General features: G+C 65.5%; 23 protein-coding genes and 1 pseudogene. 14 read left to right on the top strand and 10 right to left on the bottom strand.

The window, feature by feature from the left end:
* Positions 1-163: 163 nt before the first annotated feature.
* The 6 genes from smc (at position 164) to WDM24_RS10085 (ending at position 8,697) form a co-directional block, all read left to right on the top strand.
* Positions 164-3,628, top strand: a complete 3,465-nt coding sequence (gene smc / locus WDM24_RS10110; protein WP_338831071.1) for a chromosome segregation protein SMC — start codon at positions 164-166, stop codon at positions 3,626-3,628.
* Positions 3,629-3,750: 122 nt separating this feature from the next.
* Positions 3,751-4,719, top strand: coding sequence for a small ribosomal subunit Rsm22 family protein (locus tag WDM24_RS10105; protein WP_338831070.1), 969 nt, complete (start codon positions 3,751-3,753; stop codon positions 4,717-4,719).
* 260 nt (positions 4,720-4,979) lie between these two features.
* Positions 4,980-5,540 (top strand): LemA family protein, encoded by a 561-nt coding sequence (locus WDM24_RS10100; protein WP_029083725.1) that lies wholly within the window; start codon positions 4,980-4,982, stop codon positions 5,538-5,540.
* A 152-nt stretch (positions 5,541-5,692) separates the two neighbouring features.
* Positions 5,693-6,931 (top strand): M48 family metallopeptidase, encoded by a 1,239-nt coding sequence (locus WDM24_RS10095; RefSeq protein WP_338831069.1) that lies wholly within the window; start codon positions 5,693-5,695, stop codon positions 6,929-6,931.
* Between the two features lie 225 nt (positions 6,932-7,156).
* Positions 7,157-7,900 carry a hypothetical protein gene (locus WDM24_RS10090; protein WP_338831068.1) on the top strand — a complete coding sequence of 248 codons (744 nt, stop codon included), beginning with the start codon at positions 7,157-7,159 and terminating at the stop codon, positions 7,898-7,900.
* 128 nt (positions 7,901-8,028) lie between these two features.
* Complete coding sequence (locus WDM24_RS10085; protein WP_338697258.1) at positions 8,029-8,697, top strand: hypothetical protein; 669 nt, start codon at positions 8,029-8,031, stop codon at positions 8,695-8,697.
* Positions 8,698-8,810: 113 nt separating this feature from the next.
* Here the strand turns inward: WDM24_RS10085 and WDM24_RS10080 are convergent, their stop codons facing one another.
* The 3 genes from WDM24_RS10080 to WDM24_RS10070 all read right to left on the bottom strand — a co-directional run bounded on the left by WDM24_RS10080 (position 8,811) and on the right by WDM24_RS10070 (position 12,899).
* Positions 8,811-9,977 (bottom strand): integrase core domain-containing protein, encoded by a 1,167-nt coding sequence (locus WDM24_RS10080; RefSeq protein WP_224496526.1) that lies wholly within the window; start codon positions 9,975-9,977, stop codon positions 8,811-8,813.
* Positions 9,978-10,179: 202 nt separating this feature from the next.
* The gene (locus tag WDM24_RS10075) at positions 10,180-10,719 is read right to left on the bottom strand and encodes an adenine phosphoribosyltransferase (RefSeq protein ID WP_029083721.1); all 540 of its coding nucleotides are present in this window, start codon (positions 10,717-10,719) and stop codon (positions 10,180-10,182) included.
* Between the two features lie 14 nt (positions 10,720-10,733).
* Entirely contained in the window at positions 10,734-12,899 is a 2,166-nt protein-coding gene (locus tag WDM24_RS10070; RefSeq protein WP_338831067.1) for an anthranilate synthase component I, read from the bottom strand.
* Between the two features lie 340 nt (positions 12,900-13,239).
* Here WDM24_RS10070 and WDM24_RS10065 point away from each other — a divergent pair, with 340 nt between their 5' ends.
* Both WDM24_RS10065 and WDM24_RS10060 read left to right on the top strand, forming a co-directional pair.
* Positions 13,240-14,238 carry a VOC family protein gene (locus tag WDM24_RS10065; protein WP_338697254.1) on the top strand — a complete coding sequence of 333 codons (999 nt, stop codon included), beginning with the start codon at positions 13,240-13,242 and terminating at the stop codon, positions 14,236-14,238.
* Between the two features lie 206 nt (positions 14,239-14,444).
* A pseudogene (locus WDM24_RS10060) lies at positions 14,445-15,220 on the top strand (IS5 family transposase).
* A gap of 50 nt (positions 15,221-15,270) precedes the next feature.
* Here the strand turns inward: WDM24_RS10060 and WDM24_RS10055 are convergent.
* From WDM24_RS10055 to petA, 3 genes are all read right to left on the bottom strand, one after another.
* Positions 15,271-15,945: a dienelactone hydrolase family protein gene (locus WDM24_RS10055; RefSeq protein WP_338831066.1), complete on the bottom strand. Its 675-nt coding sequence runs from the start codon at positions 15,943-15,945 to the stop codon at positions 15,271-15,273.
* A gap of 180 nt (positions 15,946-16,125) precedes the next feature.
* The gene (locus WDM24_RS10050; RefSeq protein WP_338831065.1) at positions 16,126-18,198 is read right to left on the bottom strand and encodes a cytochrome c1; all 2,073 of its coding nucleotides are present in this window, start codon (positions 18,196-18,198) and stop codon (positions 16,126-16,128) included.
* 72 nt (positions 18,199-18,270) lie between these two features.
* Positions 18,271-18,801 carry a ubiquinol-cytochrome c reductase iron-sulfur subunit gene (gene petA, locus WDM24_RS10045; protein WP_029083716.1) on the bottom strand — a complete coding sequence of 177 codons (531 nt, stop codon included), beginning with the start codon at positions 18,799-18,801 and terminating at the stop codon, positions 18,271-18,273.
* A gap of 277 nt (positions 18,802-19,078) precedes the next feature.
* Here petA and WDM24_RS10040 point away from each other — a divergent pair, with 277 nt between their 5' ends.
* From WDM24_RS10040 to WDM24_RS10015, 6 genes are all read left to right on the top strand, one after another.
* Entirely contained in the window at positions 19,079-19,549 is a 471-nt protein-coding gene (locus WDM24_RS10040) for a tRNA (cytidine(34)-2'-O)-methyltransferase (protein WP_338831064.1), read from the top strand.
* 10 nt (positions 19,550-19,559) lie between these two features.
* Positions 19,560-20,192, top strand: coding sequence for a 7-carboxy-7-deazaguanine synthase (queE, locus tag WDM24_RS10035; RefSeq protein WP_338831063.1), 633 nt, complete (start codon positions 19,560-19,562; stop codon positions 20,190-20,192).
* 31 nt (positions 20,193-20,223) lie between these two features.
* Positions 20,224-20,589, top strand: a complete 366-nt coding sequence (locus WDM24_RS10030) for a 6-pyruvoyl trahydropterin synthase family protein (RefSeq protein ID WP_166216830.1) — start codon at positions 20,224-20,226, stop codon at positions 20,587-20,589.
* 2 nt (positions 20,590-20,591) lie between these two features.
* Entirely contained in the window at positions 20,592-21,488 is an 897-nt protein-coding gene (hemF, locus tag WDM24_RS10025; protein ID WP_338831062.1) for an oxygen-dependent coproporphyrinogen oxidase, read from the top strand.
* Complete coding sequence (locus WDM24_RS10020; protein ID WP_338831061.1) at positions 21,479-22,216, top strand: HAD family hydrolase; 738 nt, start codon at positions 21,479-21,481, stop codon at positions 22,214-22,216. The genes hemF and WDM24_RS10020 overlap by 10 nt, the downstream gene beginning before the upstream one ends.
* Positions 22,217-22,331: 115 nt before the next feature.
* Positions 22,332-22,598, top strand: a complete 267-nt coding sequence (locus tag WDM24_RS10015; RefSeq protein ID WP_338831060.1) for a YodC family protein — start codon at positions 22,332-22,334, stop codon at positions 22,596-22,598.
* A gap of 71 nt (positions 22,599-22,669) precedes the next feature.
* On the opposite strand, the gene WDM24_RS10010 is transcribed toward WDM24_RS10015, so the two are convergent.
* The 4 genes from WDM24_RS10010 to WDM24_RS09995 are packed head-to-tail and all read right to left on the bottom strand — an operon-like array spanning position 22,670 to position 25,579.
* Positions 22,670-23,434: a sulfite exporter TauE/SafE family protein gene (locus WDM24_RS10010; protein ID WP_338831058.1), complete on the bottom strand. Its 765-nt coding sequence runs from the start codon at positions 23,432-23,434 to the stop codon at positions 22,670-22,672.
* Positions 23,431-24,687, bottom strand: coding sequence for a CCA tRNA nucleotidyltransferase (locus WDM24_RS10005; RefSeq protein ID WP_338831057.1), 1,257 nt, complete (start codon positions 24,685-24,687; stop codon positions 23,431-23,433). The genes WDM24_RS10010 and WDM24_RS10005 overlap by 4 nt, the downstream gene beginning before the upstream one ends.
* Positions 24,684-24,947, bottom strand: a complete 264-nt coding sequence (locus tag WDM24_RS10000; RefSeq protein WP_338697231.1) for a DUF6111 family protein — start codon at positions 24,945-24,947, stop codon at positions 24,684-24,686. The genes WDM24_RS10005 and WDM24_RS10000 overlap by 4 nt, the downstream gene beginning before the upstream one ends.
* Entirely contained in the window at positions 24,944-25,579 is a 636-nt protein-coding gene (locus tag WDM24_RS09995; protein WP_371261233.1) for a CoA pyrophosphatase, read from the bottom strand. The genes WDM24_RS10000 and WDM24_RS09995 overlap by 4 nt, the downstream gene beginning before the upstream one ends.
* Between the last annotated feature and the right edge of the window lie 19 nt (positions 25,580-25,598).

The following is a 25,598-nucleotide window of genomic DNA, read 5'->3' as shown; positions in this document are numbered from 1 at the left end:
CCCTTGGGAAAAGCTAGGTCAAGCGGTTGCCCTGACGCACGGGCATCGCCATTGTCGCCGCTCATGAGAGCTGCACGCAGCTATTCGCCCCAAACACGACACTGCCTTCCATGGTACTGTCACGGCAGGGAGATTCGCGCCCGGCCAAACGAGATTTGTGTACATGAAGCTCACGCGCCTCCGCCTGCACGGTTTCAAGTCGTTCGTTGAACCCACCGATTTCATGATCGAGCCGGGCCTGACCGGCGTCGTCGGACCGAACGGCTGCGGCAAATCCAATCTCGTCGAAGCGCTGCGCTGGGCGATGGGCGAGACCTCGCACAAGTCGCTGCGCGCGGCCGACATGGATGCGGTGATCTTCGCCGGTTCCGGCAACCGTCCGGCGCGCAATCACGCCGAAGTCGTGATGACGATCGACAATTCCGATCGCTCGGCGCCGGCCGCGGTGAACGACAGCCAGCTGCTCGAAATCTCCCGCCGCATCGAGCGCGAGGCCGGCTCGGTCTACCGCATCAACGGCCGCGACGTGCGTGCCCGCGACGTGCAGATCCTGTTCGCCGACGCCGCCACCGGCGCGCGTTCGCCGGCGCTGGTCCACCAAGGCAAGATCGGCGAGATCATCCAGGCCAAGCCCGAGCAGCGCCGCCGCGTGCTGGAAGACGCCGCGGGCGTTGCTGGCCTGCATGCCCGCCGTCACGAGGCGGAACTGCGGCTCAAGGCGGCCGAAACCAACCTCACCCGCGTCGAGGACGTGATCGGCCAGCTCAGCGGCCAGATGGAAGGCCTGAAGAAGCAGGCGCGCCAGGCGATCCGCTACCGCGAGGTCGCGGCCAAGGTGCGCAAGTCCGAGGCCATGCTGTTCCATCTGCGCTGGATCGAGGCCAATGCCGACGTCAACGACGCCGCGCATAACCATGATCTGTCCGTGCGCGAGATGGCCGAGCGCACCCGCGAGCAGGCCGAATCCGCCCGCATCCAGGCGATCCGCGCCGCCGAATTGCCGGCGCTGCGCGATGCCGAGGCTCGCGCCGCCGCCGGCCTGCAGCGCCTGACCAATGCGCGCGAGATGCTCGACCGCGAGGAGCAGCGCGCCAAGGAGCGCGTCGGCGAGCTCGATCGCCGTCTCACCCAGTTCGCCCAGGACATCGCGCGCGAGCAGCAGCAGACCTCGGATGCCGACGTCGCGCTGCAGCGGCTCGACACCGAAGACGCTGAGCTGAAGGAAGAGATCAAGTCGCGGGTCGAGAAGCGCTCTGGCGTCGACGAGCGCGTCTCCGAGGCCGAGGAGATCCTGGCTGCGACCGAGCGCCAGTTCTCCGAGCTGACCACGCAGCTCGCCGACCTCACCGCCAAGCGCAACCAGCTCGAGGCCGGCGTCCGCACGCATCGCGACCGCTTGGCGCGGCTCGATCACGAAATCGCCAACGTTCAGGCCGAGGAAACCAAGCTCGCGCAGGAGACCGGCAATCTCGGCGACATCGACGCGCTCGCCGCCGCCATGGAGATGGCACAGCAGGCGCTCGCCGAATCCGAGGCCGCGGTGCAATCCAGCGAGGCGCATCACGCTGCCGCGCGGCAAACGCTGGAAGCCTCCCGCAATCCGCTTGCCGAAGCCGAGAAGCGCGTGCAGCGGCTTGAGACCGAAGCCCGTACCATCTCCAAGCTCGTCACCAGCGAGACCAAGAATCTGTGGCCGCCGATCATCGACGGCATCACCGTCGCCAAGGGCTATGAGAAGGCGATCGGCGCCGTGCTTGGCGACGACCTCGACGCGCCCGTGGATTCGTCCGCGCCGATGCGCTGGACCAATGTCGGTGAAGCCGCCGGCGACCCTGCCCTGCCCGACGGCGTCGAGCGGCTGGCCGATCACGTGCAGGCGCCGCCGGAACTGGCGCGCCGTCTCGCCCAGATCGGCGTGGTGGCGAAGGACCGCGGCGCCGCACTGGTGTCGCAGCTCAAGACCGGCCAGCGGCTGGTGTCGCTCGAAGGCGACGTCTGGCGCTGGGACGGCTTCGTCGCCGACGCGCATGCCCCGACCGGCGCGGCGCGCCGTCTCGCCGAACGAGCGCGCCTGGTCGACATCGAGCACGAGCTGGAACAGGCCCGCATCGATGCCGCCGCCAAGCGCCAGGCGCTGGAGACTGCCGAAGAGGAACTGCGGTCGGCGTCCGCCGCCGAGGGTGCCTCCCGTGAAGCCGTGCGTGCCGCCCGCCGCGAGACTGATGCCGCGCGCGAACGCCATGCCGCGACCGAGCGCGAGATCAACCGCCATGCCGCCCGCAAATCGGCGCTGACCGAGGCGCACAGCCGCGTCGCCGCCGACCGCGCTGAGGCCGAAGCCGCGCATGAGAGCGCTGCTGCTGCGCTCGCCGAACTTCCGCCGGGCGTCGAGACCGAGGCCCAGCTCGCTGCGGTTCGTTCCGAGATCGACAATCAACGCCGTGCCGCTGCGCAAGTTCGCGCCGAGGCGCAGGCGCTCGCCCGCGAGGCCGAGCTCGCCGACCGCCGCGTGCAGGCGATCCTTGCCGAGCGCAGCGAGTGGCAGAACCGCAAGACCAGCGCCTCCTCACAGGTCGAGACCATCGAGGCGCGCATCGCCGAAGTGTCGATCGAGCGCGAGGAACTGGCCAACGCGCCGGAAGTGTTCGCCGAGAAGCGCAGCGCGCTGATCACGGAGATCGAGCACGCCGAGGGTGATCGCCGGATCGCCGCCGATGCGCTGGCGACTGCGGAGGCCGCGATGGCGGAAACCGATCGCCTCGCCAAGGCCTCGCTCGAAGCGCTGTCGTCATCCCGTGAAGCCACCGCGCGCGCGGAAGAGCGCATGGAAGGCACCCGCCGCCGCCTCGCCGACATCGAGCGCGAGATCCACGACATGCTCGAGGTCGAGCCGAGCGCGGTCGTCGGCATGGCAGAGATCGAGCCCGGCGCGGAGCTGCCGCCGGTCGCCCAGGTCGAGGAGGAGCTCGAAAAGCTGCGCCGCGACCGGGAGCGGCTCGGTGCCGTCAATCTGCGCGCCGAGGAAGAGCTGAAGGAAGTCGAGACCCAGCACACCGCGCTGACCACCGAGCGCGACGACCTGGTCGAGGCGATCAAGCGGCTGCGGCAGGGCATCCAGAGCCTCAACCGCGAAGCCCGCGAGCGCCTGCTGACCTCGTTCGAGACCGTCAACGCTCACTTCAAGCGGCTGTTCACCGAGCTGTTCGGCGGCGGCGAGGCGGCGCTGCATCTGATCGAGAGCGACGATCCGCTCGAAGCCGGTCTCGAGATCATCGCCAAGCCGCCCGGCAAGAAGCCGCAGACGCTGTCGCTGCTGTCGGGCGGCGAGCAGGCGCTGACGGCGCTCGCGCTGATCTTCGCGGTGTTCCTCACCAACCCGTCGCCGATCTGCGTGCTGGACGAAGTCGACGCGCCGCTCGACGACCACAACGTCGAACGGTTCTGCACCCTGCTGAACGAGATGACCGCTTCGACCGAGACGCGCTTCATCATCATCACGCACAACCCGATCACGATGGCGCGGATGAACCGGCTGTTCGGCGTCACCATGGCCGAGCGCGGCGTCTCGCAGCTGGTCTCGGTCGACCTGCAGGGCGCGGTTGATATCCTCGACCAGAACGTGGCGTAGGGTATCTTGGCGTCATCCTGAGGAGCCGCGCGTTCGCGCGGCGTCTCGAAGGATGGGCCACAATATGCGATCGTCATCCTTCGAGGCTCGCAAACGCTCGCACCTCAGGATGACGGCAGACGATGACCTCGCCCGACCTCCCCGCCGAGCTCAGAACGGCACTCAACGCCAGGCTCGAAGGCCTGTCGCGCAACGAGGCGGCCGGCCGCGCCGCCGCGATTTCGGAGACCTATCGCGCCGGCGGCGGCTCCGGCGGCACGATCAAGTCCGAGAGCGATGCGCTGGCCTATGCGCTGGCGCGGATGCCGGCGACCTATGCGGCCGTTGTCGCGAGCCTCAACGCGCTGACCGAGATCCGACCGGACTTCGCGCCCACAAGCCTGCTCGATGTCGGCGCCGGGCCGGGTACGGCAAGCTGGGCCGCGGCTGAGACATTCCCGTCGCTCCAGGATTTCGCCCTGCTGGACGCCAATGAGGCCCTGCGTACACTGGCACTGGACCTCACCCGCAAGAGCAGCCGGCTGCGCGGCGTCAGATACGAGCTCGGACAGGCGCGCACCTACGTCACGCATGCCGATACAGCCGACCTCGTGATCGCAAGCTACGTGATCAACGAGATCGGCGATGCCGAGCGCGCCGCGCTCACCGATGCGATGTGGGACAAGACCAGGGATACGCTGCTGGTGGTCGAACCCGGCACACCTGCGGGCTACGCGCGGATCATCGCACTCCGCGCACGACTGATCGCAGCTGGTGCCCATGTCGCAGCCCCCTGCCCGCATGACGGCGCCTGTCCGCTGGTTGCGCCCGACTGGTGCCATTTCTCACAGCGCCTGCAACGCTCGCGCGCGCACAAGCAGGTCAAGGGCGCCGAGCTGCCGTTCGAGGATGAGCGTTTCGCCTATGTCGCGCTGAGCCGCACGAAGGTCGCGGCGCGCCCGTCCCGCGTGCTGGCGCAGCCTGACGTCGGCAAGGTCGAGATTGCGGCCAAGCTCTGCACACCCGATGGGGTCGTTGTCACGAAGGTGCCCCGCCGCGCCAAGGCCGATTACGCCAGCGCCCGGCGATGGCGCTGGGGTGATGCAATCTAGATCCTTGCGTCGTCCCGGCGAAGGCCGGGACCCATAACCACCGATCCCGGTTGTGAAGCGAAGCCGACGCCCCACGTGCCGCTTCCGCGGGCCGCGGCGTATGGGTCCTGGCCTTCGCCGGGACGACGGCATCGACGATGTTGAACCAGTTCGCGTCCGCCACCGACCAAGGCAATGCTCACCTTTCCGCGGCGGGCTGCCCTGCGCCCCGATCTTGGGCTACGGTGCCGCCGTTTCGTCCCATCAGGAGCCGCCTCGTCATGTCGACCAGTTGGATCGTTATCGGCGTCATCGTTCTTCTCGTGCTGTTTGCGTTCGGCGCCTACAACCGCCTCGTTGCGCTCAGCCAGCGGGTCGGCCAGGCCTTTGCCGACATCGACGTGCAGCTCAAGCAGCGCCACGACCTGATCCCGAACCTGGTCGAGACCGTGAAGGGCTACGCCTCCCACGAGCGCGGCACGCTCGACGACGTCATCAAGGCGCGCAATTCGGCGATGTCGGCGCAGGGACCGACGCAGGTCTCGGCGGCAGAGAACCAGCTCTCCGGCGCGCTCGGCCGGCTGATCGCGCTGTCGGAGGCCTATCCGGATCTCAAGGCCAACGCCAATTTCCAGCAGCTCGCCTCCGAGCTTTCCGATCTCGAGAACAAGATCGCCGCCAGCCGCCGCTTCTTCAACAACGCGGTCCAGGAATACAACACCGGCATACAGCAGATGCCGGCCGCCTTGTTCGCCGGCATGTTCGGCTTCACCCGCAAGGATTTCTTCGACCTCGGCGCCAGCCGCACGGAGGTCGAGGCGGCACCGAGCGTGAAGTTCTGACAGCTCCCGCCGTGGTCGCGCTCCGCTTTCCCTGTCATTCCGGGGCGATGCGAAGCATCGAACCCGGAATCTCGTTACGGACACTCATCTCGAGATTCCGGGTTCGCGCGTGTCGCGCGCCCCGGAATGACAGTGGTTAGCGGAAGCGCATCATGGCCGCCTACGGTCTCTACACGCACATCGCATCGAACAAGTTTCGTTCGATGCTGCTGCTTGGCGGGCTGTTCCTGCTGATCTACGTGCTGGTCTATGCCGGCGCGCTGATTGCGGAAGTGATGATCGATAGCGGCCGCTCGGTCGACTATTACCTGACCCACGCCTCGCGCGATCTCGTCTCCGCCTTCCCATGGGCGACGATCGCTGCAGTGGCCTGGATCGTGATCGCCTATTTCTTCCACCAGAAGATGATCGACGCCGTCACCGGCGGCGAAAGCGTCACGCGGCAGCAACAGCCGCGGCTCTACAATCTCTTGGAAAATCTCTGCATCTCGCGCGGCATCCCGATGCCGAAGCTGAAGGTGATGGACAGCCCGGCGCTGAATGCGTTTGCGACCGGATTGAACCCGCGCCAATACGCCATCACCGTCACCACGGGTCTGCTGAACGCGCTTGATGACCAGGAGATCGAGGCCGTGCTCGGCCACGAGCTCACCCATATCAAGAACGGCGACGTGCAGCTGATGGTGGTCGCCGTGATCATCGCCGGCGCGGTCGGCTTCTTCGGCGAGCTGTTCTTCCGCCTGTTCACGAACCTGTCGTGGAACTCGAGCGGCGGCGGAGGCGGCTGGTCGTCCTCGTCATCCTCTCGATCTTCGTCCTCTGACCGTGACAGCAAGGGCTCGGGCGGCGGCGCGATCGTCGTGATCATCATCGCGGTCGCGCTGATCGTGCTGGCCTGGCTGCTGTCGCAGGTGGTCAAGCTCGCGCTGTCGCGCTCGCGCGAATTCTTGGCCGATGCCGGATCGGTCGAGCTGACCAAGAATCCCGACGCGATGATCACCGCGCTGCGCAAGATCGAGAACCGCGGCGAGCTGCCGGACGCCACCTCGGCGGTGATGGAACTCTGCGTCGACAATCCGCGCGAGGGTTTTGCCGACCTGTTCGCCACCCACCCGTCGGTGAAGTCCCGGGTCGATGCGCTGGTGAAATATGCCGGCGGCCACGACCCCGGACCGCTGGCGCTGCCGGACGAGACATCGGACCAGACGGAGACGCAGGATGAGGCGCCTCTGGCGGGCGACCAGCCGCCGCCGGTCACCCACGGCCCGTGGGGTGATACGCCGCCTGCACCGGCGAACAACCCGCCGGCGCTGCCGGGCACCAGCCCCGCACAGGGACCGCTGGGCCCGCTCCAGGGACCTCTTCAGGGACCTTGGGGCCGGCACCGCTGATCCCGCCAGCTCTTTGATTTGGGCATGATCTCTTCGGAAAACCGCTTCGCACTTTTCCGGATCATGCCCCTAGCTTACTCAGTCCATTAAGGAAATCCCCACCAAACCGTTCGCGGGCACCTTAAGGAATTGAATTCTCCCTCGTTTCTGCCATGTTCGCGCCCAAAGCAGTGTGGGGACTTGCCGATCGCCATCGCGGTCGGGAGCGCGCTTCAAGGGATTTCCATGGCAAAGCCGGTTGTGATCGTGGTGGGCGCCGACAAGGGCGGGGTCGGCAAGACCACCGTCTCGCGGACGCTCCTGGACTATTTCAGCGCCAACAATGTGCAGACCCGGGCGTTCGACACCGAGTCGCCGCGCGGCACGCTGAAGCGCTTCCACCCCGACATCACCGAGATCGTCGACATGACGACGACCGCGGACCAGATGAAGATCTTCGATACGCTGAACGCCGGTTCCTCGGTCACCGTGATCGACGTCCGCGCCGGCCTGCTGTCGCCCGCGCTGGCCTCGCTGCGCGACATCGGCTTCCTCGACGCGGCGCGCTCCGGCCAGATCACCTTCGCCGTGTTCCATATCCTCGGCCCCTCGATCGCCTCGCTGGACGAGATCGCCGAGACCGCCAACTTCATGAGCGGCGCGAAATATTTCCTGGTGAAGAACTTCATCAACGACACCCAGTTCTTCCAGTGGGACCAGGCGACCTACAATTCCTACTTCCACCGCATCAAGGATGCCGTCGACCTCACCATCCCGAAGCTCAACGAAATGGCCTATGAGCAGGTCGAGGTCTCCTCGGTTCCGTTCCTGAAATTCGTCGCCAACAAGGGCATCAACGACGACGCCGCGAACTACTCCTTCGTGCTGCGCGGCTATGTCCGGCATTGGCTGGCCAATGTCTGGAGCGAGTTCGACCGGATCAAGCTGACCGACCTGGTCGGCGGCAAGTCGGGCAAGGGCGAAAAATAGTCGCGTCCAAGGCAGCGAAAGGTCGCGCCAGGGGCAGCGAAAGATCGCGCCCGGGGCAGCGAAAAAAGTCGCGCCCGGGGCGGCGATGGGGCTGGATTAGGCGAAAATTTGGCCTGATATAGCGGGCGATGTCGTCCACGCCCGTTTACATCATCTGCTCGCCCCGCCCGCAGGTCGGCAAGACGCTGATCGCACGGCTGCTCGGCGAATTCCTGCTGCTCAAGAACGGCGACGTGGTCTGCTTCGACATCAATCTGAAGGAGCCGTCACTGCTCGATTATCTGCCGCGGATCACGGAAACCGCCGACGTGATCGACACCTACGGCAAGATGCAGCTGATGGACCGCGTCATCGTCAATGACGGCATCGCCAAGGTGATCGACCTCGGCTACCACGCCTTCGACGAATTCTTCAAAATGGCCGACCAGATCGGGCTGATGAAGGAGGCGCTGCGCCGCCGCGTCGCGCCCGTCATCCTCTACGTGGCGGATACCGACCGCGCCTCGGTGCGCGGCTACCAGATGCTCCAGGGCCAGATCCCGCCGAACGGGCTCGTCGTCATCGACAATGAGTTCGTGGTGCGTGGCGAGCTGCCGCCTGTGATGACCGCCAGCCGGGTGCTGCGCTTCCGTGCGCTGCCGGTGTTCCTGAAGACCTATATCGACCGGCTGAATTTCTCTTTCACCGGCTATCTGCGCCAGGAGAGGGACTCATCGACCGAGCTGCATCAATGGATCCGGAAGAACTACACCACCTTCCGCGATCTCGAACTGAGCATGCTGCTGCAGCGGATGTAGCTGCCCCCCTCTCCCCGTTCTTACGGGGAGAGGGTTGGGGTGAGGGGCTTTCTCCGTGTTCAACCGGCATGATTCCCGACATTTTGGACCGGCATGATCCCCGACAGTTTGGGTTAAGCGGTCTGTTCGCCCGGTTCGCGCAGCCCCTCACGAGGCGGAGCGAACCGGGTGAACAGGCCGCGGCGGTCGATGAGACCGACGTCGAGGTCGCAGAAGCGGACGACGTGGTCACCGGTATCGAGTTCGGCGATGCCGACAAGTTCGTTCACCAGCGCCTGACCGATAAAGACGAACTTGCCTTTCCATTTAATCTCCCCATTGCCGCGAACACGGCGGGCCTGGTGATCGGCGTCATACCAGGGGTCTTGCTCGCGATCCGGCATGGTGCGTTGAGATGCTCGATAGGCGTCCTCCGGCGGCCGTTGGCCCAGCGCTTCGTGAGGACGTTCCTTATTGTAATGCTCTCGGAAGGCGTCAAAGCGGGCCTGTTGCTCGGACGCATTATCTGCCGGTGGGCTCGATGTTTGCGCCTTCAAGGTGCGATGCATGCGCTCATGGCGACCGTTCTCCTGCGGCGAGGCCGGACGGATGAAGTGCGGCGTAATGCCGAGCTTCAGCCACCAGACCGACAATGTGGTGAGACCGCCGGCGCCGCGCGAGCCGAACGGCGAACCATTGTCGCAGCGGATTGCCCGCGGCAGGCCATGCTCGCGGAAAGCCCTCTCGAAGCGGGGGCGGACGCCCTCGGTCGTCGGTGCGACGATCTGCAGTTCGATCAGGAAGCGACTGTGGCTGTCAGCCACCGTCAACGGATCAATCCGGCACTGGTCGCGGGTGCGGAACCAACCCTTGAAGTCCACGCTCCACTCGTCGTTCGGCTCCTGCACCGGCGTGCAGGGACGCCGCTGGTCGAGCGGACGGCGGCGGCGCTTCACCGGCGAGATCAGCCCCGCGCGCTTGAGAATGCTCCCAATCGTCGACGCCGCCGGCCAATCGATCTCCGGCGCCTGGCGGTCAAGCAGGGCGAGCAGCTTGCGCGGTCCCAGATAGGGAAAGCGCTGCCGAGCCGCGATCACCTTCTCTGCAATCGCCGCATCGGTCGTTTGTCGGCATTGCTGCGGCGCGTGCGAACGGTCCCTGAACCACTCCGGATCGCCGCTCTGCTTCCGCTGGCGCCATGCGTAAAACGTGTCGCGGCAGATACCGTGACGGCGGCACAACTCCGACACGCTCCAGTTCCCGCTCTCGTACTCCATAAGCATCCGGATACGCTCTTCCATCCGACTGGTCTCTCTGAACGGCATCGTCGGGCCCTCCCGCCGATGCTTCTAGAAACCTGTCGGCAATCATGCCGGTCTAAACTGTCGGGTATCTATCCGGTCTGTACCCCGCAAATTCAATCGGGATTGGAGTGCGCGGAGACTCCCCTCACCCGGCGCTTCGCGCCGACCTCTCCCCGCGAAGAGCGGGGCGAGGTGACTCTTAATGCCCCTCGAACGCCATCAGCGTGCGCACCGGGACGTCCATCGCGCGCAGTTTTGCGGCGCCGCCGAGATCGGGCAGGTCGATGATGAAGCAGGCGGCGACCACATTGGCGCCGATCTGGCGCAGCAGCTTCACCGCGCCCTCCGCGGTGCCGCCGGTCGCGATCAGATCGTCGACCAGGATCACGCGCTCGCCGGGCAGCACGGCGTCGGCATGCATCTCCATCTCGTCGATGCCGTATTCCAGCGAATAGGCGATCCGCACCGTGGTGTGCGGCAGCTTGCCTTTCTTGCGGATCGGCACGAAGCCGGCCGAGAGCTGGTGCGCCACCGCGCCGCCGAGGATGAAGCCGCGGGCCTCGATGCCTGCGACCTTGTCGACTTTCGCTCCCGCCCAGGGATGCACCAGTTCATCGACCGCCCGGCGGAAGGCACGGGCATCCGCGAGCAGCGTCGTGATATCGTGAAACAGGATGCCCTTCTTCGGGTAGTCCGGGATGTTGCGAACGGTCGCCTTGATGTCGTGGTCGAAGGTCATTGGTCTCGCAATCCTCATTTGGCCGGCGGATTAAGCCGGAATGCATTCTCGACGATGCGCAGGCCCACCTCATTGCCGAGCGACATCAGCGACTCCGGATGGAATTGCACGCCGCCGACCGGCAGGGTCTTGTGCTCGATCACCATCGCGACGCCGTCCTCGGTGGTCGCGGTCACCGCCAGCACCTCGGGCACGCTGTCACGCTCGACATAGAGCGAGTGATAGCGGCCGATTACGATCTCATTGGGCAGATTATGCATCAACCGCCCGCCGCGCACCTGGACGCGCGAGGGACGGCCATGCGCGGGCTGGCCGAGCTGGCCGAGCTGGCCGCCGAAGTATTCGCCGATCGCCTGCACGCCGAGGCAGACGCCGAAGATCGGCAGCTTCTTCTCGAGCGCAGTGCGGATGGTCTTCGCGATGCCGAAATCCTCAGGGCGACCCGGCCCGGGCGACAGCACCAGCAGGTCCCAGCCCCGCTGCTTCAGCATGTCCTGGGCATGGATATGCCTGACCACGGTGACGTTGGCGCCGACCTGGCGGAAATAATCGGCCAGCATGTGCACGAAGCTGTCGTCGTGATCGATCAGAAGCACGTTCTTGCCGGAGCCGGTGGCATCAGGCGCGAAGTCGGACAGCGGCTTCGGCGGATCGCCGCGCAGCGCCTGGAACAGCGCCGCCGCCTTGACCTGGCACTCGCGGTCCTCGGCGGCCGGGTCCGAGTCGAACAGGCAGGTCGCACCGACCCGCACCTCGGCGAGACCATCCTTCATGCGGATGGTGCGGATGGTGAGCCCGGTGTTGATGCTGCCGTCGAAATTGACGCAGCCGATCGCGCCGGCATACCAGCGCCGCGGCGAGCGCTCGTGGTCCTCGACGAACTGCATCGCCCACAATTTCGGCGCGCCGGTCACCGTGACGGCCCAGGCGTGGGTCAGGAAGGCGTCAAGCGAGTCAAAGCCAGGCCGCAGCATGCCCTCGACGTGATCGACGGTGTGGAACAGCTTTGAGTAGGTCTCGATCTGCCGCCGCGCCAGCACCTTGATGGTGCCGGGCACGCAGACGCGCGCCTTGTCGTTGCGGTCGACGTCGGTGCACATGTTGAGCTCGAACTCGTCCTTCTCCGAGTTCAACAGCTTGCGGATCTGCTCGGCATCGCCGATCGAGTCCGAGCCGCGCGCGATGGTACCCGAGATCGGGCAGGTCTCGACCCGGCGGCCGTCGGAGCGCACGAACATCTCGGGCGAGGCGGAGACCAGGAATTCGCCGTCGCCGAGATTCATCAGCGCGCCATAGGGCGACGGGTTGATGCGGCAGAGCCGCTGGAACACTTCCGCCGGCGAACGCTCGCAGGGCTCGGCGAACAATTGCCCGGGCACCGCCTCGAACAGGTCACCGCGGGCGAACGCAGCACGCGCGACTTCGACCGTGGCCTGGTATTCGCCCGGGGCGTGATCGGCAAAGCCCTGCCGCCCGGCCTTGGCGTAAAGGCTCGGCGCGGTCTCGTGCGACTGGCCGGCGGTGGATTTGCCCTTCCAGGAGAATTCGTAGTTCAGCGCCACGCCGCGGCCGGTGGCGCGGTCGTAGGCGAGCAGGCGATCCGGCACGTAGAGCACGATGTCGCGCTGGTCGGCCTCGCGGGCGCGCTTCTGCACGATATCCTCGATCTGGAACACGAGGTCGTAGGCGAAGGCGCCGAACAGACCGAGCAGCGGATCGGCATTGGAGGTGAACGCCGCCACCATGTCGCGCACCAGCGACATCACGCTGGCGCGGCGGGTGCGCTGGTCTTCCTCGACCGGCGCGGCGCCGCGGATGATATGGCCGGCGAGCTTCGTCGCGCTGCGCTCGGAGATCACGACGCAGGGCTCGCGCAGCACGTCGCCGAGGAAGGCGATCAAGACCTGACCGCGCGGGTTCAGCGCCTGCAATGAGAAATCGGTGCCCGACGTTTCCAGCACCAGCGGCGGGTCGGCGAAGCCGAGGTCAAAGCTCTCGTAGCGGCCCGGCACGGTTGTGCCCGAGGACAGCACCACGCCGCGGCGGCGGTCCAACAGCGCGATCAGATCGTCGAGACGGTTGGCGCCGCCGGTGAACTGCTCGACCACGCGTGCGACGGCAAGGCCGCCATTGGTCAGGTATTCGCTCTTGGCCGGCAGGGAGAAGACTGTCCTGTTCATGTGATCCTCTTACGAGACTTGGGAAGAGAGCGCCACACAGGACAAACGAAGGGCCGTCGCACTGCGATGGCGACCTTCGACGACTTTTGGAAATGAAATCGCACCGGCCACCTATGAGAAGGTGGGCCACCAACGACGGGATGGGCTGGCAACGGTGCGCATGGCCGTTACACACCACCCGGCGCGGGCCGTGTCAAGGGATGGCCGGTCCCCTTGCTCCTGCCCCTGCCCCAAGGCGGGACGGCCTTTTTCCAGTTCGCACGGCGGGGAATCCGCGTAGGATTTGTGGAAATGGCGGCCGATCGGCCGCCCAAAAAACAGACAGATGGCGGAGGCGCAGATGGCGATTTTGGGTCTCGGATATGCCGGCTTCGGCTCCAACGCGCTCGACGACTGGCGGCAATTCGGCACCGGCCTGGTCGGGCTGCAGGCAATCGAGCGCGGCAATTCGCTGCTCGCGTTCCGGATGGACGACCGCAAGCAACGCATTGTGATCGACCGCGCGCAGGGCGAAGGCACCAGGTTCTTCGGCTGGGAGGTGGCGGACGCCGCAACGCTCGACGCGCTGGCGGCGCGGCTCGAGCATGCCGGCGTTGCCGTGACCGCCGAGCCGCAGGCGCTCGCCGATGCCAGGCGGGTGCGCGGCCTGATCTCGTTCCAGGACCCGGCCGGCAACCGGCTCGAAGCGTTCCACGGCCCGGAGATCGACGACACGCCGTTCAAGCCGGGGCGCTCGATCTCCGGCTTCCGCACCGGCGCGCTCGGCCTCGGCCACGCGGTGCTGACCGTCGAGAACATCGCGCCGGTCATGAGCTTCTATGTCGACGTGCTCGGCTTCGCCCTGAGCGACTACATCGAAAAACCGTTCCGCGCGTATTTCTTCCACGTCAATGCTCGCCACCACTCGCTCGCGCTGATCGAGACCGGGACGAACGGCATGCACCATCTGATGGTCGAGCTGTTCTCGCTCGACGATGTCGGCCAGGCCTACGACGTCGCGATGAAGGAAGACCGCGTCAACGTCACGCTCGGCCGTCACACCAACGATTTGATGACGTCGTTCTACGCCAAGTCGCCGTCGGCCTTCATGGTCGAGTGCGGCTGGGGCGGCCGCGAAATCGACCCAGCAAACTGGACGCCGTTCGAGATGGTTGATGGTCCGAGCTTGTGGGGCCACGAGCGCGTCTGGCTGTCAGCCGAGGACCGCGCCGTTGCGCGCGAGATGCGCATGCGCGCCGCCGCCGAGGGCAAGCGCGCACCGGTGCAGGTGCTGGAAGGCAATTTCAAGCTGATGTCGGGGACCTGCCCGTGGTGGGACGGGGTGAAGGCGGAGAGTTAAGTCTCGCCGTCGTCCCGGCGAAGGCCGGGACCCATAACCACAGGGCGTAGTTGTTTGGCAAAGCCGTCGACCAGCTTCCTCTAATCACGACTGCCGCGGCGTATGGGTCCCGGCCCCCGTGCGCAATTGCGCACTAGGTGGTGTGGACTCTAAGGATTCCCTTTTAGGAGCAAATCAGATTCAAGGCTGCTTTTGGGGAGGCCGCCTTGGGTGTGATGGACCGTTTGGTATTGAGCGACGCGGCGTGGGAGCGGATAGCGCCGCTGATCATAGGGCGCCCCGATCAGAAGGGCTCCACCGGGCGCGACAACCGGATGTTCGTGGAAGGTGTGCTGTGGATCGTGCGTACGGGGTCTCCCTGGCGCGATCTTCCGGAGGTGTTTGGGGACTGGAACAGCGTGTTCCGGCGCTTCAGTCGATGGAGCATCAAGGGTGTTTGGTGGCGGATCTTCGAGGCGATGTCCGATGATCCGGACTTCGAATATCTGATCGTCGATTCCACCATTGTTCGGGCGCATCAGCACGCCGCCGGCGCCAAAAAGGGGGGGCTGAAGATCAAGCGGAAGATCAAGCGATCGGCCGCTCGCGCGGCGGCCTGAGCACCAAGATACATATGGCCGTTCGAGGCTTGGGATGTCCGGTGCGGTTCACGCTTACCGCAGGTCAGAAGGGCGATGCACCGCAAGCCGCCGCATTGATCGAAGGCTTATCCGCCGAGGTCGTCATGGCCGATACGGCCTATGACGCCGATCACTTGCGCCAAGCCATCGCCGCCAAAGGCGCGCTCGCCGTGATCCCCAACAACCCGTCACGGGCGCTCAAATATCCACTCGACAAGCATTTCTATGCCCAGCGTCATCTCGTCGAATGCTGCTTCTCAAAGCTCAAGCAGTTCCGCCGCGTTGCAACCCGCTTCGAAAAGACCGCCCGAAATTACCTGGCCGTCGTCACTCTCGCAGCCATCGTCTTATGGATGCGATAAGTGTCCACACCACCTAGGCCGGGACGACGCCGGTGGTTTTCGCAAACGCGCTACCCCAAATGCTTCCTGAAAAACTCCGTCGCCCGGCCCCAGGCCAGTTCTGCACAATGCCGGTCGTGCACCGACAGGCGCTGCTCGTTGCCGAAACCGTGCTCGGCGTCATAGCGGAACAGCTCCAGCGATTTGCCGGCGGCCTTCATCGCTTTCTCAAAACCATCGACCAGCGCCGGCGTGCACCAGTCGTCCTTGGTCGCAAAATGCCCCTGCAGCGGAATCTTGACGTCCGCCGGCTTGGCCGCCTGCTCCGGCGGAATGCCGTAGAACACCACACCGGCCGTCAGCTCCGGGATCTTGGTGGCGCCGATGATGGTCACCGCGCCGCCGAGGCAGAAGCCAGTCAGGCCGACCTTGGTGCCGCTCTTGGCAAGGTATTGCGCGGCGCCGCGCACGGTCTGCGTGGTGGCATCCATGAAGTCGAGCGAGTTCATCTCTTTGCCGGCCGCGTCGGTGTCGTGATACGGCACCACCTTGCCCTTGTAGAGATCGGGCGCCAGCGCATCGAAGCCGGCCAGCGCGAAGCGGTCGCACATGCCCTTGATCTGGTCCTGAAGGCCCCACCATTCCTGGATCACGACGACGCCCGGCGCGTTGCCGCGCGCGGCATTGGCAAGATAGCCCGACGCTTCCTTGCCGTCCGGACGCTTGAAGCTGATGCTGGTACCCATGAGTTCCTCCGCAATGTTTGCCGGCTGATTGGCCGGCATCTTGTCCGCACTCGGTGACGGACGCAATCGCCCTGCGGCGGGCTCGCGCACTCGTCATCTCCGCGCGTTGGCGCCGCGTGCGTCCCGCACAACAAAAAAGCCCCCGAAGGGGCTTTTTCAAACTCGCTGCCGTAGCCGCGATCAGTGGGCGTCGGCCCAGACCTTGCGCTTGGTGAAGTACATCAGGATCGCGAACACGATCAGGAAGAAGAACACCTGCATGCCGATCCGCTTGCGCTCCTCCATGCGCGGCTCGGCGGCCCACATCAGGAACGTGGTGACGTCGTGCGCATACTGCTTCACCGTCGCCGGCGAACCGTCATCGAAGGTCACCTGACCGTCGGACAGCGGCTTCGGCATCTTGATCGAGTGGCCCGGGAAGTACGTGTTGTAGTACGAGCCTTCCGGGATCGTGACGCCGGCCGGGGCCTTGTCCTCGAAGCCCTGCAGGATGGCATCGACGTAGTCGGGGCCCTGCTCCTGGTACTGGCTGAAGAAGTCGATCACGAACTGCGGGAAGCCGCGCTTGTAGGACCGCGCCTTGGTGATCAGCGAGAGATCGGGCGGTGCCGCGCCGCCATTGGCCACACGCGCGGCCTGCTCGTTCGGGAACGGCGACGGGAAGTAATCCGCCGGGCGGCCCGGACGTTCGAACATCTCGCCCTGGTCGTTCGGGCCGTCCTTGATCTTGTACTCCGACGCGAACGCCGCCGCCTGCGCCACCGAATAGCCGGGGCCGCCGGCATCGGCGAGGTTGCGGAACGCGACATAGGACAGGCCGTGACAGGCCGAGCAGACTTCCTTGTAGACCTTGAGGCCACGCTGCAGCGAGCCGCGGTCATACTTGCCGAAAGGGCCGGAGAACGACCAGCTCTGTGCCGGCGGCGCATTGCCACCCTCCTCGGCCCTGGCGTTCTGGGTGCTGCCGGCGAACAGGCCGCCAGCCACCACCAGCGCAAGCATCACGGAGGCTGCGGTCACGACCCTGCCCTTGCTCTTTGCCAGCACGTCGTCGGCGATCGAGTTCGGCACCGGACGCGGCGTCTCGATGCGCGAGAGCAGCGGCAGCACGATCAGGAAGTAGGCGAAGTAGCAAACCGTCAGGATGCGGCCGGCGATCACATAGATGCCTTCCGGCGGCTGCGAGCCGAGATAGCCGAGCAGGATGCAGACCACCACGAAGATCCAGAAGAACTGCTTGGCCAGCGGACGATACTTCGACGAACGGGTCCGCGCGTTGTCGAGCCAGGGCAGGAACGCCAGGATGACGATCGCACCGAACATTGCCACCACGCCGGCGAGCTTGTTCGGGATCGAACGCAGGATCGCGTAGAACGGCAGGTAGTACCATTCAGGCACGATGTGCGCCGGGGTCACGCCGGGGTTCGCCGGAATGTAGTTGTCGGCGTCGCCGAGATAGTTCGGCATGTAGAAGATGAACCAGGCGAAGAAGATCAGGAAGCAGGACACGCCGAACGCGTCCTTGATCGTCGCATAGGGCGTGAACGGGACGGTGTCCTTCTCGGTCTTGGCCTCGACGCCGGCCGGGTTGTTCTGGCCCGCGACGTGCAACGCCCAGACGTGCAGCACGACCACGCCGGCGATCACGAACGGCAGCAGATAGTGCAGCGAGAAGAAGCGGTTCAGCGTCGGGTTGCCGACCGAATAGCCGCCCCACAGCAGGGTCACGATGCTCTCGCCGAAATAGGGCACGGCCGAGAACAAATTGGTGATGACGGTCGCGCCCCAGAAGCTCATCTGGCCCCACGGCAGCACGTAGCCCATGAAGCCGGTCGCCATCATCAAGAGGTAGATGATGACGCCGAGGATCCACAGCACCTCGCGCGGTTCCTTGTACGACCCGTAATAGAGACCGCGGAACATGTGGATGTAGACCGCGAAGAAGAACATCGACGCGCCGCAGGCATGCATGTTGCGCAGCAGCCAGCCGTAATTGACGTCGCGGACGATCAGTTCAACCGACTTGAAGGCGAGGTCGGCGTGCGGCGTGTAGTGCATCGCCAGGATCACACCGGTCAGGATCTGCAGACCCAGCATCAGCGAAAGGATGGCGCCGAAGGTCCACCAGTAGTTCAGGTTGCGCGGCGTCGGGTAGGCCACGAAGGAAGAGTGGACCAGGCCGAAGATCGGAAGGCGCCGTTCGATCCACTTCAAGGCGGGGTTGCTTGGTTGAAAATCAGATGGTCCGCTCATTGATGCGATCCTGAAGAAGAAAAACGACGCGATGGGTCCAAGGGGAAGCCGAAGTCCCGGAGGGTCCGGGACTTAGCCGATCTGGATTTTGGTGTCGGAAAGGAAGGCGTAGGGCGGCACCGCCAGGTTGGCGGGCGCCGGCCCCTGGCGGATACGACCGGAGGAGTCGTACTGCGAGCCGTGGCAGGGGCAGAAGAAGCCGTCGTAATTGCCCTCATGGGCGATCGGGATACAGCCGAGATGGGTGCAGATGCCGATCACGACCAGCCACTGGTCGTGGCCAGCCTTGACGCGGGCCGAGTCGGGCTGCGGATCGGGCAGGCTCGAGAGCGGCACGCTCTGGGCCTCCTGAATCTGCTTCTTGGTGCGGTGGCTGATGTAGATCGGCTTGCCGCGCCAGAACACCTTGATGTCCTGGCCCTCGGCGATCGGCGCCAGGTCGACCTGGATCGGCGCGCCGGCCGCGATCGTCGCGGCATCCGGGTTCATCTGGGCAACCATCGGCCACACGGTGGCGGCTGCGCCGACCACGGCGGCAGCTCCGGTTGCAACAAAAAGAAAATCACGGCGTGTCGGATGGTCCGCCGAAGACGCTGTCGTCACGATTCCTAGCCCTTTCTTTTCTGCAGCCGGTGGAACCGCCCCAAAGACGCGGAACGCGTCCCGAGAAAGGCTGCCGGCGCCCGCGGCCCCCGCGGCGGCAGAAAACCGCTATTCCCCACCCCAAATGGCGGAACAGCAGTCCAGAATCGTTCTATTGGCACCCTTGCCGGACGAGCGCAAGCCCGCTATCGGCTCGCAAACGTGCAATGCACGAAATCCGCGCCGGGCGATGTTTTATTGAGACAATTTCATCCGGTTTTCACAGGTCGTCAGCACCATGCAGATCGCGCTGTTCCAGCCCGACATTCCCCAGAATACGGGAACGATTCTGCGCCTCTGCGCCTGCCTGGACGTGGCAGCCCATATCATCGAACCGGCGGGATTCGACGCCTCGGACCGGAATTTCCGCCGGGCGGGTATGGACTATCTCGACCATGTGCGGTTGAAGCGTCACGACTCATGGTCGAAATTCGAGGAATGGCGGGCCGAGGCCGCCTGCCGGCTGGTCCTGTTCACGACCAGGGCAGCGAAATCCTATCTTGATTTCGAGTACACGGCCTCCGATGTCCTGCTGTTCGGGCGCGAGACGGCGGGGGTAACCGACGCGGTGGCGGCCGCCGCGGACGCGCGGCTGGTGATTCCGATCAAGCCGCCCCTGCGCTCGCTCAATGTGGCGGTCACGGCGGCCATGGCCGTCGGCGAGGCGCTGCGGCAGACCGGTTTTGCAACTGCCGGTTCGGTAACTTAAGGGATTTTTGGTGAGCTACGCGGTCAAGGAGATATTTCTCACCCTGCAGGGCGAAGGCGCCCATGCAGGCCGCGCCTCCGTGTTCTGCCGCTTCGCCGGCTGCAACCTCTGGAGCGGCCGCGAACAGGACCGCGCCGGCGCCGTCTGCCGGTTCTGCGACACCGATTTCGTTGGCACCCACGGAACGCTTGGCGGCCGCTATGCCGACGCGGCCGAGCTCGCCGGCACCATCGCCGCGCAATGGACCGCCGGCGCGGCCGACCGCTACGTGGTCTTGACCGGCGGCGAGCCGCTGCTGCAGGTCGACACCGCCCTGATCGAGGCCCTGCACGGGCACGGCTTTGCGATCGCGATCGAGACCAACGGCACTATCGCCCCGCCCGACGGGCTCGACTGGATTTGCGTCAGCCCGAAGGCCGCGGCCGAGCTCGTGGTGCGCAGGGGGCATGAGCTCAAGCTGGTCTATCCGCAGGTGGAAAACGCACCGGAGGATTTCGCCGGGCTCGCCTTCGAGCGCTTCTCGCTGCAGCCGATGGACGGCCCCGACGTGATCGCGAATACCGAGCGGGCGATCGACTACTGCCTGAAGCACCCGCAATGGCGCCTCAGCGTGCAGACGCACAAGACGCTCGGTATCAGATAACTACTCTGGCAGAACTGGATTGTTGAACGAGATGTGGGAATTGACGAAAGCGTTTCGGTTCGAGGCTGCGCATGCGCTTTCCGGAACGACGTTTGGTGTGAACAGCGAGGAGATTCACGGTCACTCCTTCCGCGCCGAAGTCACGGTGCGCGGCACGCCCGACCCGAAAACCGGGATGGTGATCGATCTCGGCCTGCTGGAGCGCGCCATGGCCGAGGTGCAGAAAACGCTCGACCACAAGTTCCTGAACAAGATCGAGGCCATCGGCGTGCCGACGCTGGAGAATCTCTCGCGCTTCATCTGGGAGCGGCTGCAACACACCGGCAAGCTGACGCGCGTCGCCGTCCATCGCGACAGCTGCAACGAGAGCTGCACCTATTTCGGACCGCAAGGCTAATCATGCTGCCCACAGACCCCGCCATCATCGAAGACCGCAAGGCGCGTGCGCGCAGCTGGTTCGAGGCGCTGCGCAGCGACATCTGCGCGGCCTTCGAGACGCTCGAGGACGATGCCCCCGCAGCACTCTATCCCGGCGACGCCGGCCGGTTCGTGCGCACCCCCTGGGACCGCACCGACCACACCGGAAAGCCCGGCGGCGGCGGTGTGATGTCGATCATGAAGGGCCGGCTGTTCGAGAAGGTCGGCGTGCACTGCTCGACCGTGCATGGCGAGTTCGCCCCCGAATTCCGCGCGCAGATTCCCGGTGCCGCCGATGATCCCAGGTTTTGGGCTTCGGGCATTTCGCTGATCGCACATTTGCGCAATCCGAACGTGCCCGCGGTGCATATGAACACCCGCTTCGTCGTCACCACCAAGGCCTGGTTCGGCGGCGGCGCCGATTTGACGCCGGTGCTGAACCGGCGGCGCACCCAGGAGGACCCCGACACGGTCGCCTTCCATACCGCGATGAAAGAGGCGTGCAGCGGGCCGAACGGCGTCGCCGACTACGACAAGTACAAGAAATGGTGCGACGACTATTTCTATCTGCCACACCGCAAGGAAGCCCGCGGCATCGGCGGCATCTTCTACGACTGGCACGACAGCGGCGACTGGGATGCCGACCTCGCCTTCACCCAGGACGTCGGGCGCAGCTTCCTGAAAATCTATCCCGACCTGGTGCGGCGTAATTTCGCGGCCGCCTGGAGCGCCGAGGATCGCGATGAGCAGCTGATCCGCCGCGGACGCTATGTCGAGTTCAACCTGCTCTACGATCGCGGCACCATCTTCGGCCTGAAGACCGGCGGCAATGTGGATTCGATCCTGTCGTCGCTGCCGCCGGAGGTGAAATGGCCGTGACCAAACTGCCGCGTGCAATGCTGATCGACATGGATGACACCATCCTGTCGGCCTATGGCCGCCCCGAGATCGCCTGGAACACGATCACCGCCGAATTCGCCGAGGAGCTGGCTCCCCTGCCCTCGGACATGGTCGCGACCGCGCTGTTGGCCTATGCACGGCAATTCTGGTCGACCGCCGAGCCGATCTGGCGGATCAAGCTCGGCGAGGCGCGGCGGCTGACCGTGAAGGGCGGCTTCGCGGCGCTCGCGGCGGCCGGCCACCGCGCGCTGCCGGACGATCTCGCGGACCGCATCGCAGATCGTTTCACCGCCTATCGCGAAGAGGAGATGTTCGTCTTCCCCGGCGCGCATGAGGCGATCGATGCGTTCAAGGCGCTCGGCATCAAGCTCGCGCTGGTCACCAACGGCGCCGCCGAGATGCAACGCGCCAAGGTCGAGCGCTTCGCGCTGGGCCATCGCTTCGATCACATCCAGATCGAGGGCGAGCACGGCTTCGGCAAGCCGGAGGAGCGCGCCTATCTGCACGCGATGGAAGCGCTCGGCGTCAGCGCACCTGATACCTGGATGATCGGCGACAATCTCGAGTGGGAAGTCGTGGCGCCACAGCGGCTTGGCATCTATGCGATCTGGATGGACGTGCATGGTGTCGGACTGCCGCCGGGATCGACAATCAAGCCCGACCGCATCATCCGTTCGCTGACCGAACTGGTTCCTGCAGCGCGCTAATAGCCGCAACGGCTGTTTTCACAGCAAATCCACAGCACCGAGCGTCGGCCGTGATTTGACTGTCATCACAGGTCGCTAGCCTGCCGTCCGCGTCATCAAGCGCGGAGGGAAAATCATGGAACTGAAGCCAGGCGATGTCGTCATGCTGAAATCCGGCGGCCATCCGATCACGGTCGTTGAAGTCGACGAGGACAAGGTCGAGTGCCTGTGGATGGGCACGGACGGCGATTTGTTTCGCGAAACCTTGCCGCTCGTCGCGCTCGAATCGACCGAAATCGATCCGGAAGATGACGAGGAAGACGACGACGAAGAAGAGGATGACGAGGAAGAAGAGGACGACGACAAGGAGCACGGCAGCCGCAAGAAGCGCAAGGCTGCGTAAGAAGAGGCTGCATAAGTTTTCTCAGGCGATGCTGCCCGGCGAGCCGCCGGCAGCATCGCCTCCGCTTCGCGTCAGAAGGCGCGCATCGCGGTGACGATCATGACCGCGCCGCCGACGATCACCGCGGCGTCGAGGATCGCGGTGTGGATGTGCACCGGCATCCGCTCGACAAAGGCCTTGGCCAGGAACGCGCCGGGAATGGCGACCAGGCCGATCAGCAGCGCAAGGGCCAGCACCTGCGCAGTGATGACGCCGGCGAGACCAAACACCGAAATCTTGACCGCGGCACTCGTGAGCGAAATCACCGCATCGGTTGCGACCACCGCAGCGCCTTCGAGCCCCGCCGCCATCAACAGCGAGAGCAGGATGACGCCGGAGCCCGCGGTGCCGCCGACCAGCACGCCATAGCCGACAGCGCCTGCCGCAAGCCCGCGTTCACCGATCCTGACGCTGTGCTTGCGCAACAGCCGCCTGACCGGCACGCTCAGGATCAGCATGCTCCCGATCACCAGCGAGGCGCCGGCGCTGGTCAGCCGCGTGTAGCCGTAGGCGCCGAGCGCGGTGGAGAGCAGCGCCGCCGCGATCACGATGATCGCCTTGCGGCGGTCGGCAAACCTGACAAAGGCGATGAAGCGGCTGGAATTGGTGAAGATCGACGAGATCGCGATGATCGGCACGACCGGCTCGGCGCCGACCATGGGCACCAGCACCAGCGGCATCAAGGCGCCGGTGCCATAGCCGGCAAGGCCGCCGATCACGGACGCAAACAGGGCAACGCCGGCGACGAGACAAATTTGAAGGAGCGAGATGTCTTCGATGCCCGAGAGAAAATTCACAGCCGATGGTCGCGGGTGAAACGGGAAACGGTCTGGTCGGCGATGCCAGACAACACCTGCGGATCGAGCGGAAAATCCGCGGCAAGCCAAGCATCCTCGGCCAGGGTCAGTACATGCCCCAACGCCGGTCCCTCGGCAATCCCGCGCGCGATGAAATCCGACGCCCTCAAGGGAAAGTGAGGCGCGCGCCAGCGCTGCGGCAGCGTGGCGAGCGCGCGCCACTGATCGACATCACGGTTCGCGCCGGTTCGCGCCCAGGCCAGCAGCAGCCGGTCGCGATAGGGCTCCTCATCGAGCCGGTAGAGCCTGCGCTTGGCACGCGCCTCGTCCATGCCGGGCAACCGCCACCAGCGATGGCCCATCGAGTCGAGCGCCTTGGCCTCGGCATTGGAGAGCCGCAGCCGGCTCGCGATGCGCCGCGCATCCTCGGTCACGGCGACCGTCAGCGCGGCGAGCCGGCGCGTCGCGCTCGGCTTAAGCTCCATCAGCCTCTCGATCTCGATCATCGCCGCGAACGGTCCGGTATAGGCGAGGCCGCCGAACAGCGGCAGCAGCAACCCGCCATCCCCCATCGCGACCACCGCGCCCGCGGCGCCGTTCGCGACCACGAGCTTGAGCATCTCCATGCGGATCCGCTCGGCCGACAGGCCGGCAAGTCCGGCGCGTCCGGAGATGCAAGCGAGATAGCCGGCGCGATCGACCTCGCCTGCGGCGTAGGCGGCGTGGAAACGGAAGAAGCGCAGGATGCGCAAATAATCCTCGGCAATCCGCTGCGCCGGATCGCCGATGAAGCGCACCCGCCGCGCCGCGATATCGGCGAGGCCGCCGACGTGATCATGCACGATGCCGTCGGCATCGACCGACAGGCCGTTGATGGTGAAGTCGCGCCGCTCGGCGTCGCGCACCCAGTCGCGCCCGAACGCGACCTTGGCCTTGCGGCCATAGGTCTCGGTGTCCTCGCGCAGCGTCGTCACCTCGATGGGCTGGCTGTCGACGACCAGGGTTACGGTGCCGTGTTCGATGCCGGTCGGCACGCTCTTGATGCCCGCGCGCCTGGCGCGCCGCACCACCTCGTCCGGCAATGCCGTCGTCGCGATGTCGATGTCGGCGAGCGGAATTTTCATCAGCGCGTTGCGCACCGCGCCGCCGATCGCCCGCGCTTCCTCGCCATCGGCATTGAGCAGGCCGAGCACCCGTGCCGCTGGCCCCTCAGTGAGCCATGGCGCGTCGGACAACAGGCGCACCTCGCTCATCTCTCAACTCCCGGCACCAGCCTGCCGTCCTCGATATGGGCGGGAACGTAGGTCGAGTTCGGCGGCGCGCCGGTCAGTTCGGCGAGCAGCACGAAGCTCACGATGACCAGCACCAGCGCCACCAGCGTCAGCTTCGCGAGCATGTCGAGCGGCCATGACGCCGGCAGCGTCACGCCGGACCGCGTCGCGATGAGGAAGATGGCATAGACCGCGAAAGGAACAAGAAAGATTCCGATCTCGGTCAACACCGTGCGGATCATGACAGATAGATCCGCTCATACAGCACACGCAGGATGCCCGCGGTCGCGCCCCAGATGTAGCGCTCGGCGAACGGCATCGCATAATAGTGCCGGTCGATGCCGCGGAATTCCTTGACGTGGATCTGATGATTCTCGGGATTCATCAGGAAAGCGAGCGGCACTTCGAACGCATCGACGACCTCGGCTTCATTGATCTCAAGTGTGAATCCCGGCTTCACCTTGGCGACCGTCGGCAGGATACGGAAGCCGAATGCGGTGCCATAGAGGTCGAGATAGCCGACCGGGTCGATGAATTCCCGCTTCAGCCCGACTTCTTCGCAGGCCTCGCGCAGCGCGGCATCGAGCGGCGAGGCATCGGTGGCGTCGATCTTGCCGCCGGGGAACGAGATCTGACCGGCGTGGCTCGACAGATTGGGCGAACGCTGCGTCAAGAGCACGGTCGGCTCGGGATGATCGACCACCGGGATCAGCACCGCGGCCGGCCGCACCGGCTGCTCCTGCGCCACGATCTCCAGCATGCGATCGTTGCCGGAGTCTCCGGTGCGCGGAATGATATGCGGATCGACCAGCCCTGGCGGCACTTCGAAATCGAGCCGCGTGCGGGCCCGCGCGAAGAATTCCGTCGAGCTGATCGTCGCCGGCCTCACCTTC

The sequence above is a fragment of the Bradyrhizobium sp. 27S5 genome (genome assembly GCF_037217225.1).
GTDB classification, from domain to species: Bacteria; Pseudomonadota; Alphaproteobacteria; order Rhizobiales; family Xanthobacteraceae; genus Bradyrhizobium; species Bradyrhizobium septentrionale.
This window is presented reverse-complemented; position numbering and strand designations above follow the sequence as displayed.

What these genes read in the sequence shown, in the direction of transcription:
- hemF (WP_338831062.1), top strand. Translation starts at nt 20,592, where the DNA reads ATGCTGCCCACAGACCCCGCCATCATCGAAGACCGCAAGGCGCGTGCG.
- WDM24_RS10000 (WP_338697231.1), bottom strand. Translation starts at nt 24,947, where the DNA reads ATGATCCGCACGGTGTTGACCGAGATCGGAATCTTTCTTGTTCCTTTC.
- WDM24_RS10030 (WP_166216830.1), top strand. Translation starts at nt 20,224, where the DNA reads ATGTGGGAATTGACGAAAGCGTTTCGGTTCGAGGCTGCGCATGCGCTT.
- WDM24_RS10100 (WP_029083725.1), top strand. Translation starts at nt 4,980, where the DNA reads ATGTCGACCAGTTGGATCGTTATCGGCGTCATCGTTCTTCTCGTGCTG.
- WDM24_RS10075 (WP_029083721.1), bottom strand. Translation starts at nt 10,719, where the DNA reads ATGACCTTCGACCACGACATCAAGGCGACCGTTCGCAACATCCCGGAC.
- WDM24_RS10095 (WP_338831069.1), top strand. Translation starts at nt 5,693, where the DNA reads ATGGCCGCCTACGGTCTCTACACGCACATCGCATCGAACAAGTTTCGT.
- WDM24_RS10020 (WP_338831061.1), top strand. Translation starts at nt 21,479, where the DNA reads ATGGCCGTGACCAAACTGCCGCGTGCAATGCTGATCGACATGGATGAC.
- WDM24_RS10085 (WP_338697258.1), top strand. Translation starts at nt 8,029, where the DNA reads ATGTCGTCCACGCCCGTTTACATCATCTGCTCGCCCCGCCCGCAGGTC.
- WDM24_RS10080 (WP_224496526.1), bottom strand. Translation starts at nt 9,977, where the DNA reads ATGGAAGAGCGTATCCGGATGCTTATGGAGTACGAGAGCGGGAACTGG.
- WDM24_RS10105 (WP_338831070.1), top strand. Translation starts at nt 3,751, where the DNA reads ATGACCTCGCCCGACCTCCCCGCCGAGCTCAGAACGGCACTCAACGCC.
- WDM24_RS10015 (WP_338831060.1), top strand. Translation starts at nt 22,332, where the DNA reads ATGGAACTGAAGCCAGGCGATGTCGTCATGCTGAAATCCGGCGGCCAT.
- WDM24_RS10040 (WP_338831064.1), top strand. Translation starts at nt 19,079, where the DNA reads ATGCAGATCGCGCTGTTCCAGCCCGACATTCCCCAGAATACGGGAACG.
- WDM24_RS10050 (WP_338831065.1), bottom strand. Translation starts at nt 18,198, where the DNA reads ATGAGCGGACCATCTGATTTTCAACCAAGCAACCCCGCCTTGAAGTGG.
- WDM24_RS10065 (WP_338697254.1), top strand. Translation starts at nt 13,240, where the DNA reads ATGGCGATTTTGGGTCTCGGATATGCCGGCTTCGGCTCCAACGCGCTC.
- WDM24_RS10005 (WP_338831057.1), bottom strand. Translation starts at nt 24,687, where the DNA reads ATGAGCGAGGTGCGCCTGTTGTCCGACGCGCCATGGCTCACTGAGGGG.
- WDM24_RS10055 (WP_338831066.1), bottom strand. Translation starts at nt 15,945, where the DNA reads ATGGGTACCAGCATCAGCTTCAAGCGTCCGGACGGCAAGGAAGCGTCG.
- WDM24_RS10070 (WP_338831067.1), bottom strand. Translation starts at nt 12,899, where the DNA reads ATGAACAGGACAGTCTTCTCCCTGCCGGCCAAGAGCGAATACCTGACC.
- smc (WP_338831071.1), top strand. Translation starts at nt 164, where the DNA reads ATGAAGCTCACGCGCCTCCGCCTGCACGGTTTCAAGTCGTTCGTTGAA.
- WDM24_RS10090 (WP_338831068.1), top strand. Translation starts at nt 7,157, where the DNA reads ATGGCAAAGCCGGTTGTGATCGTGGTGGGCGCCGACAAGGGCGGGGTC.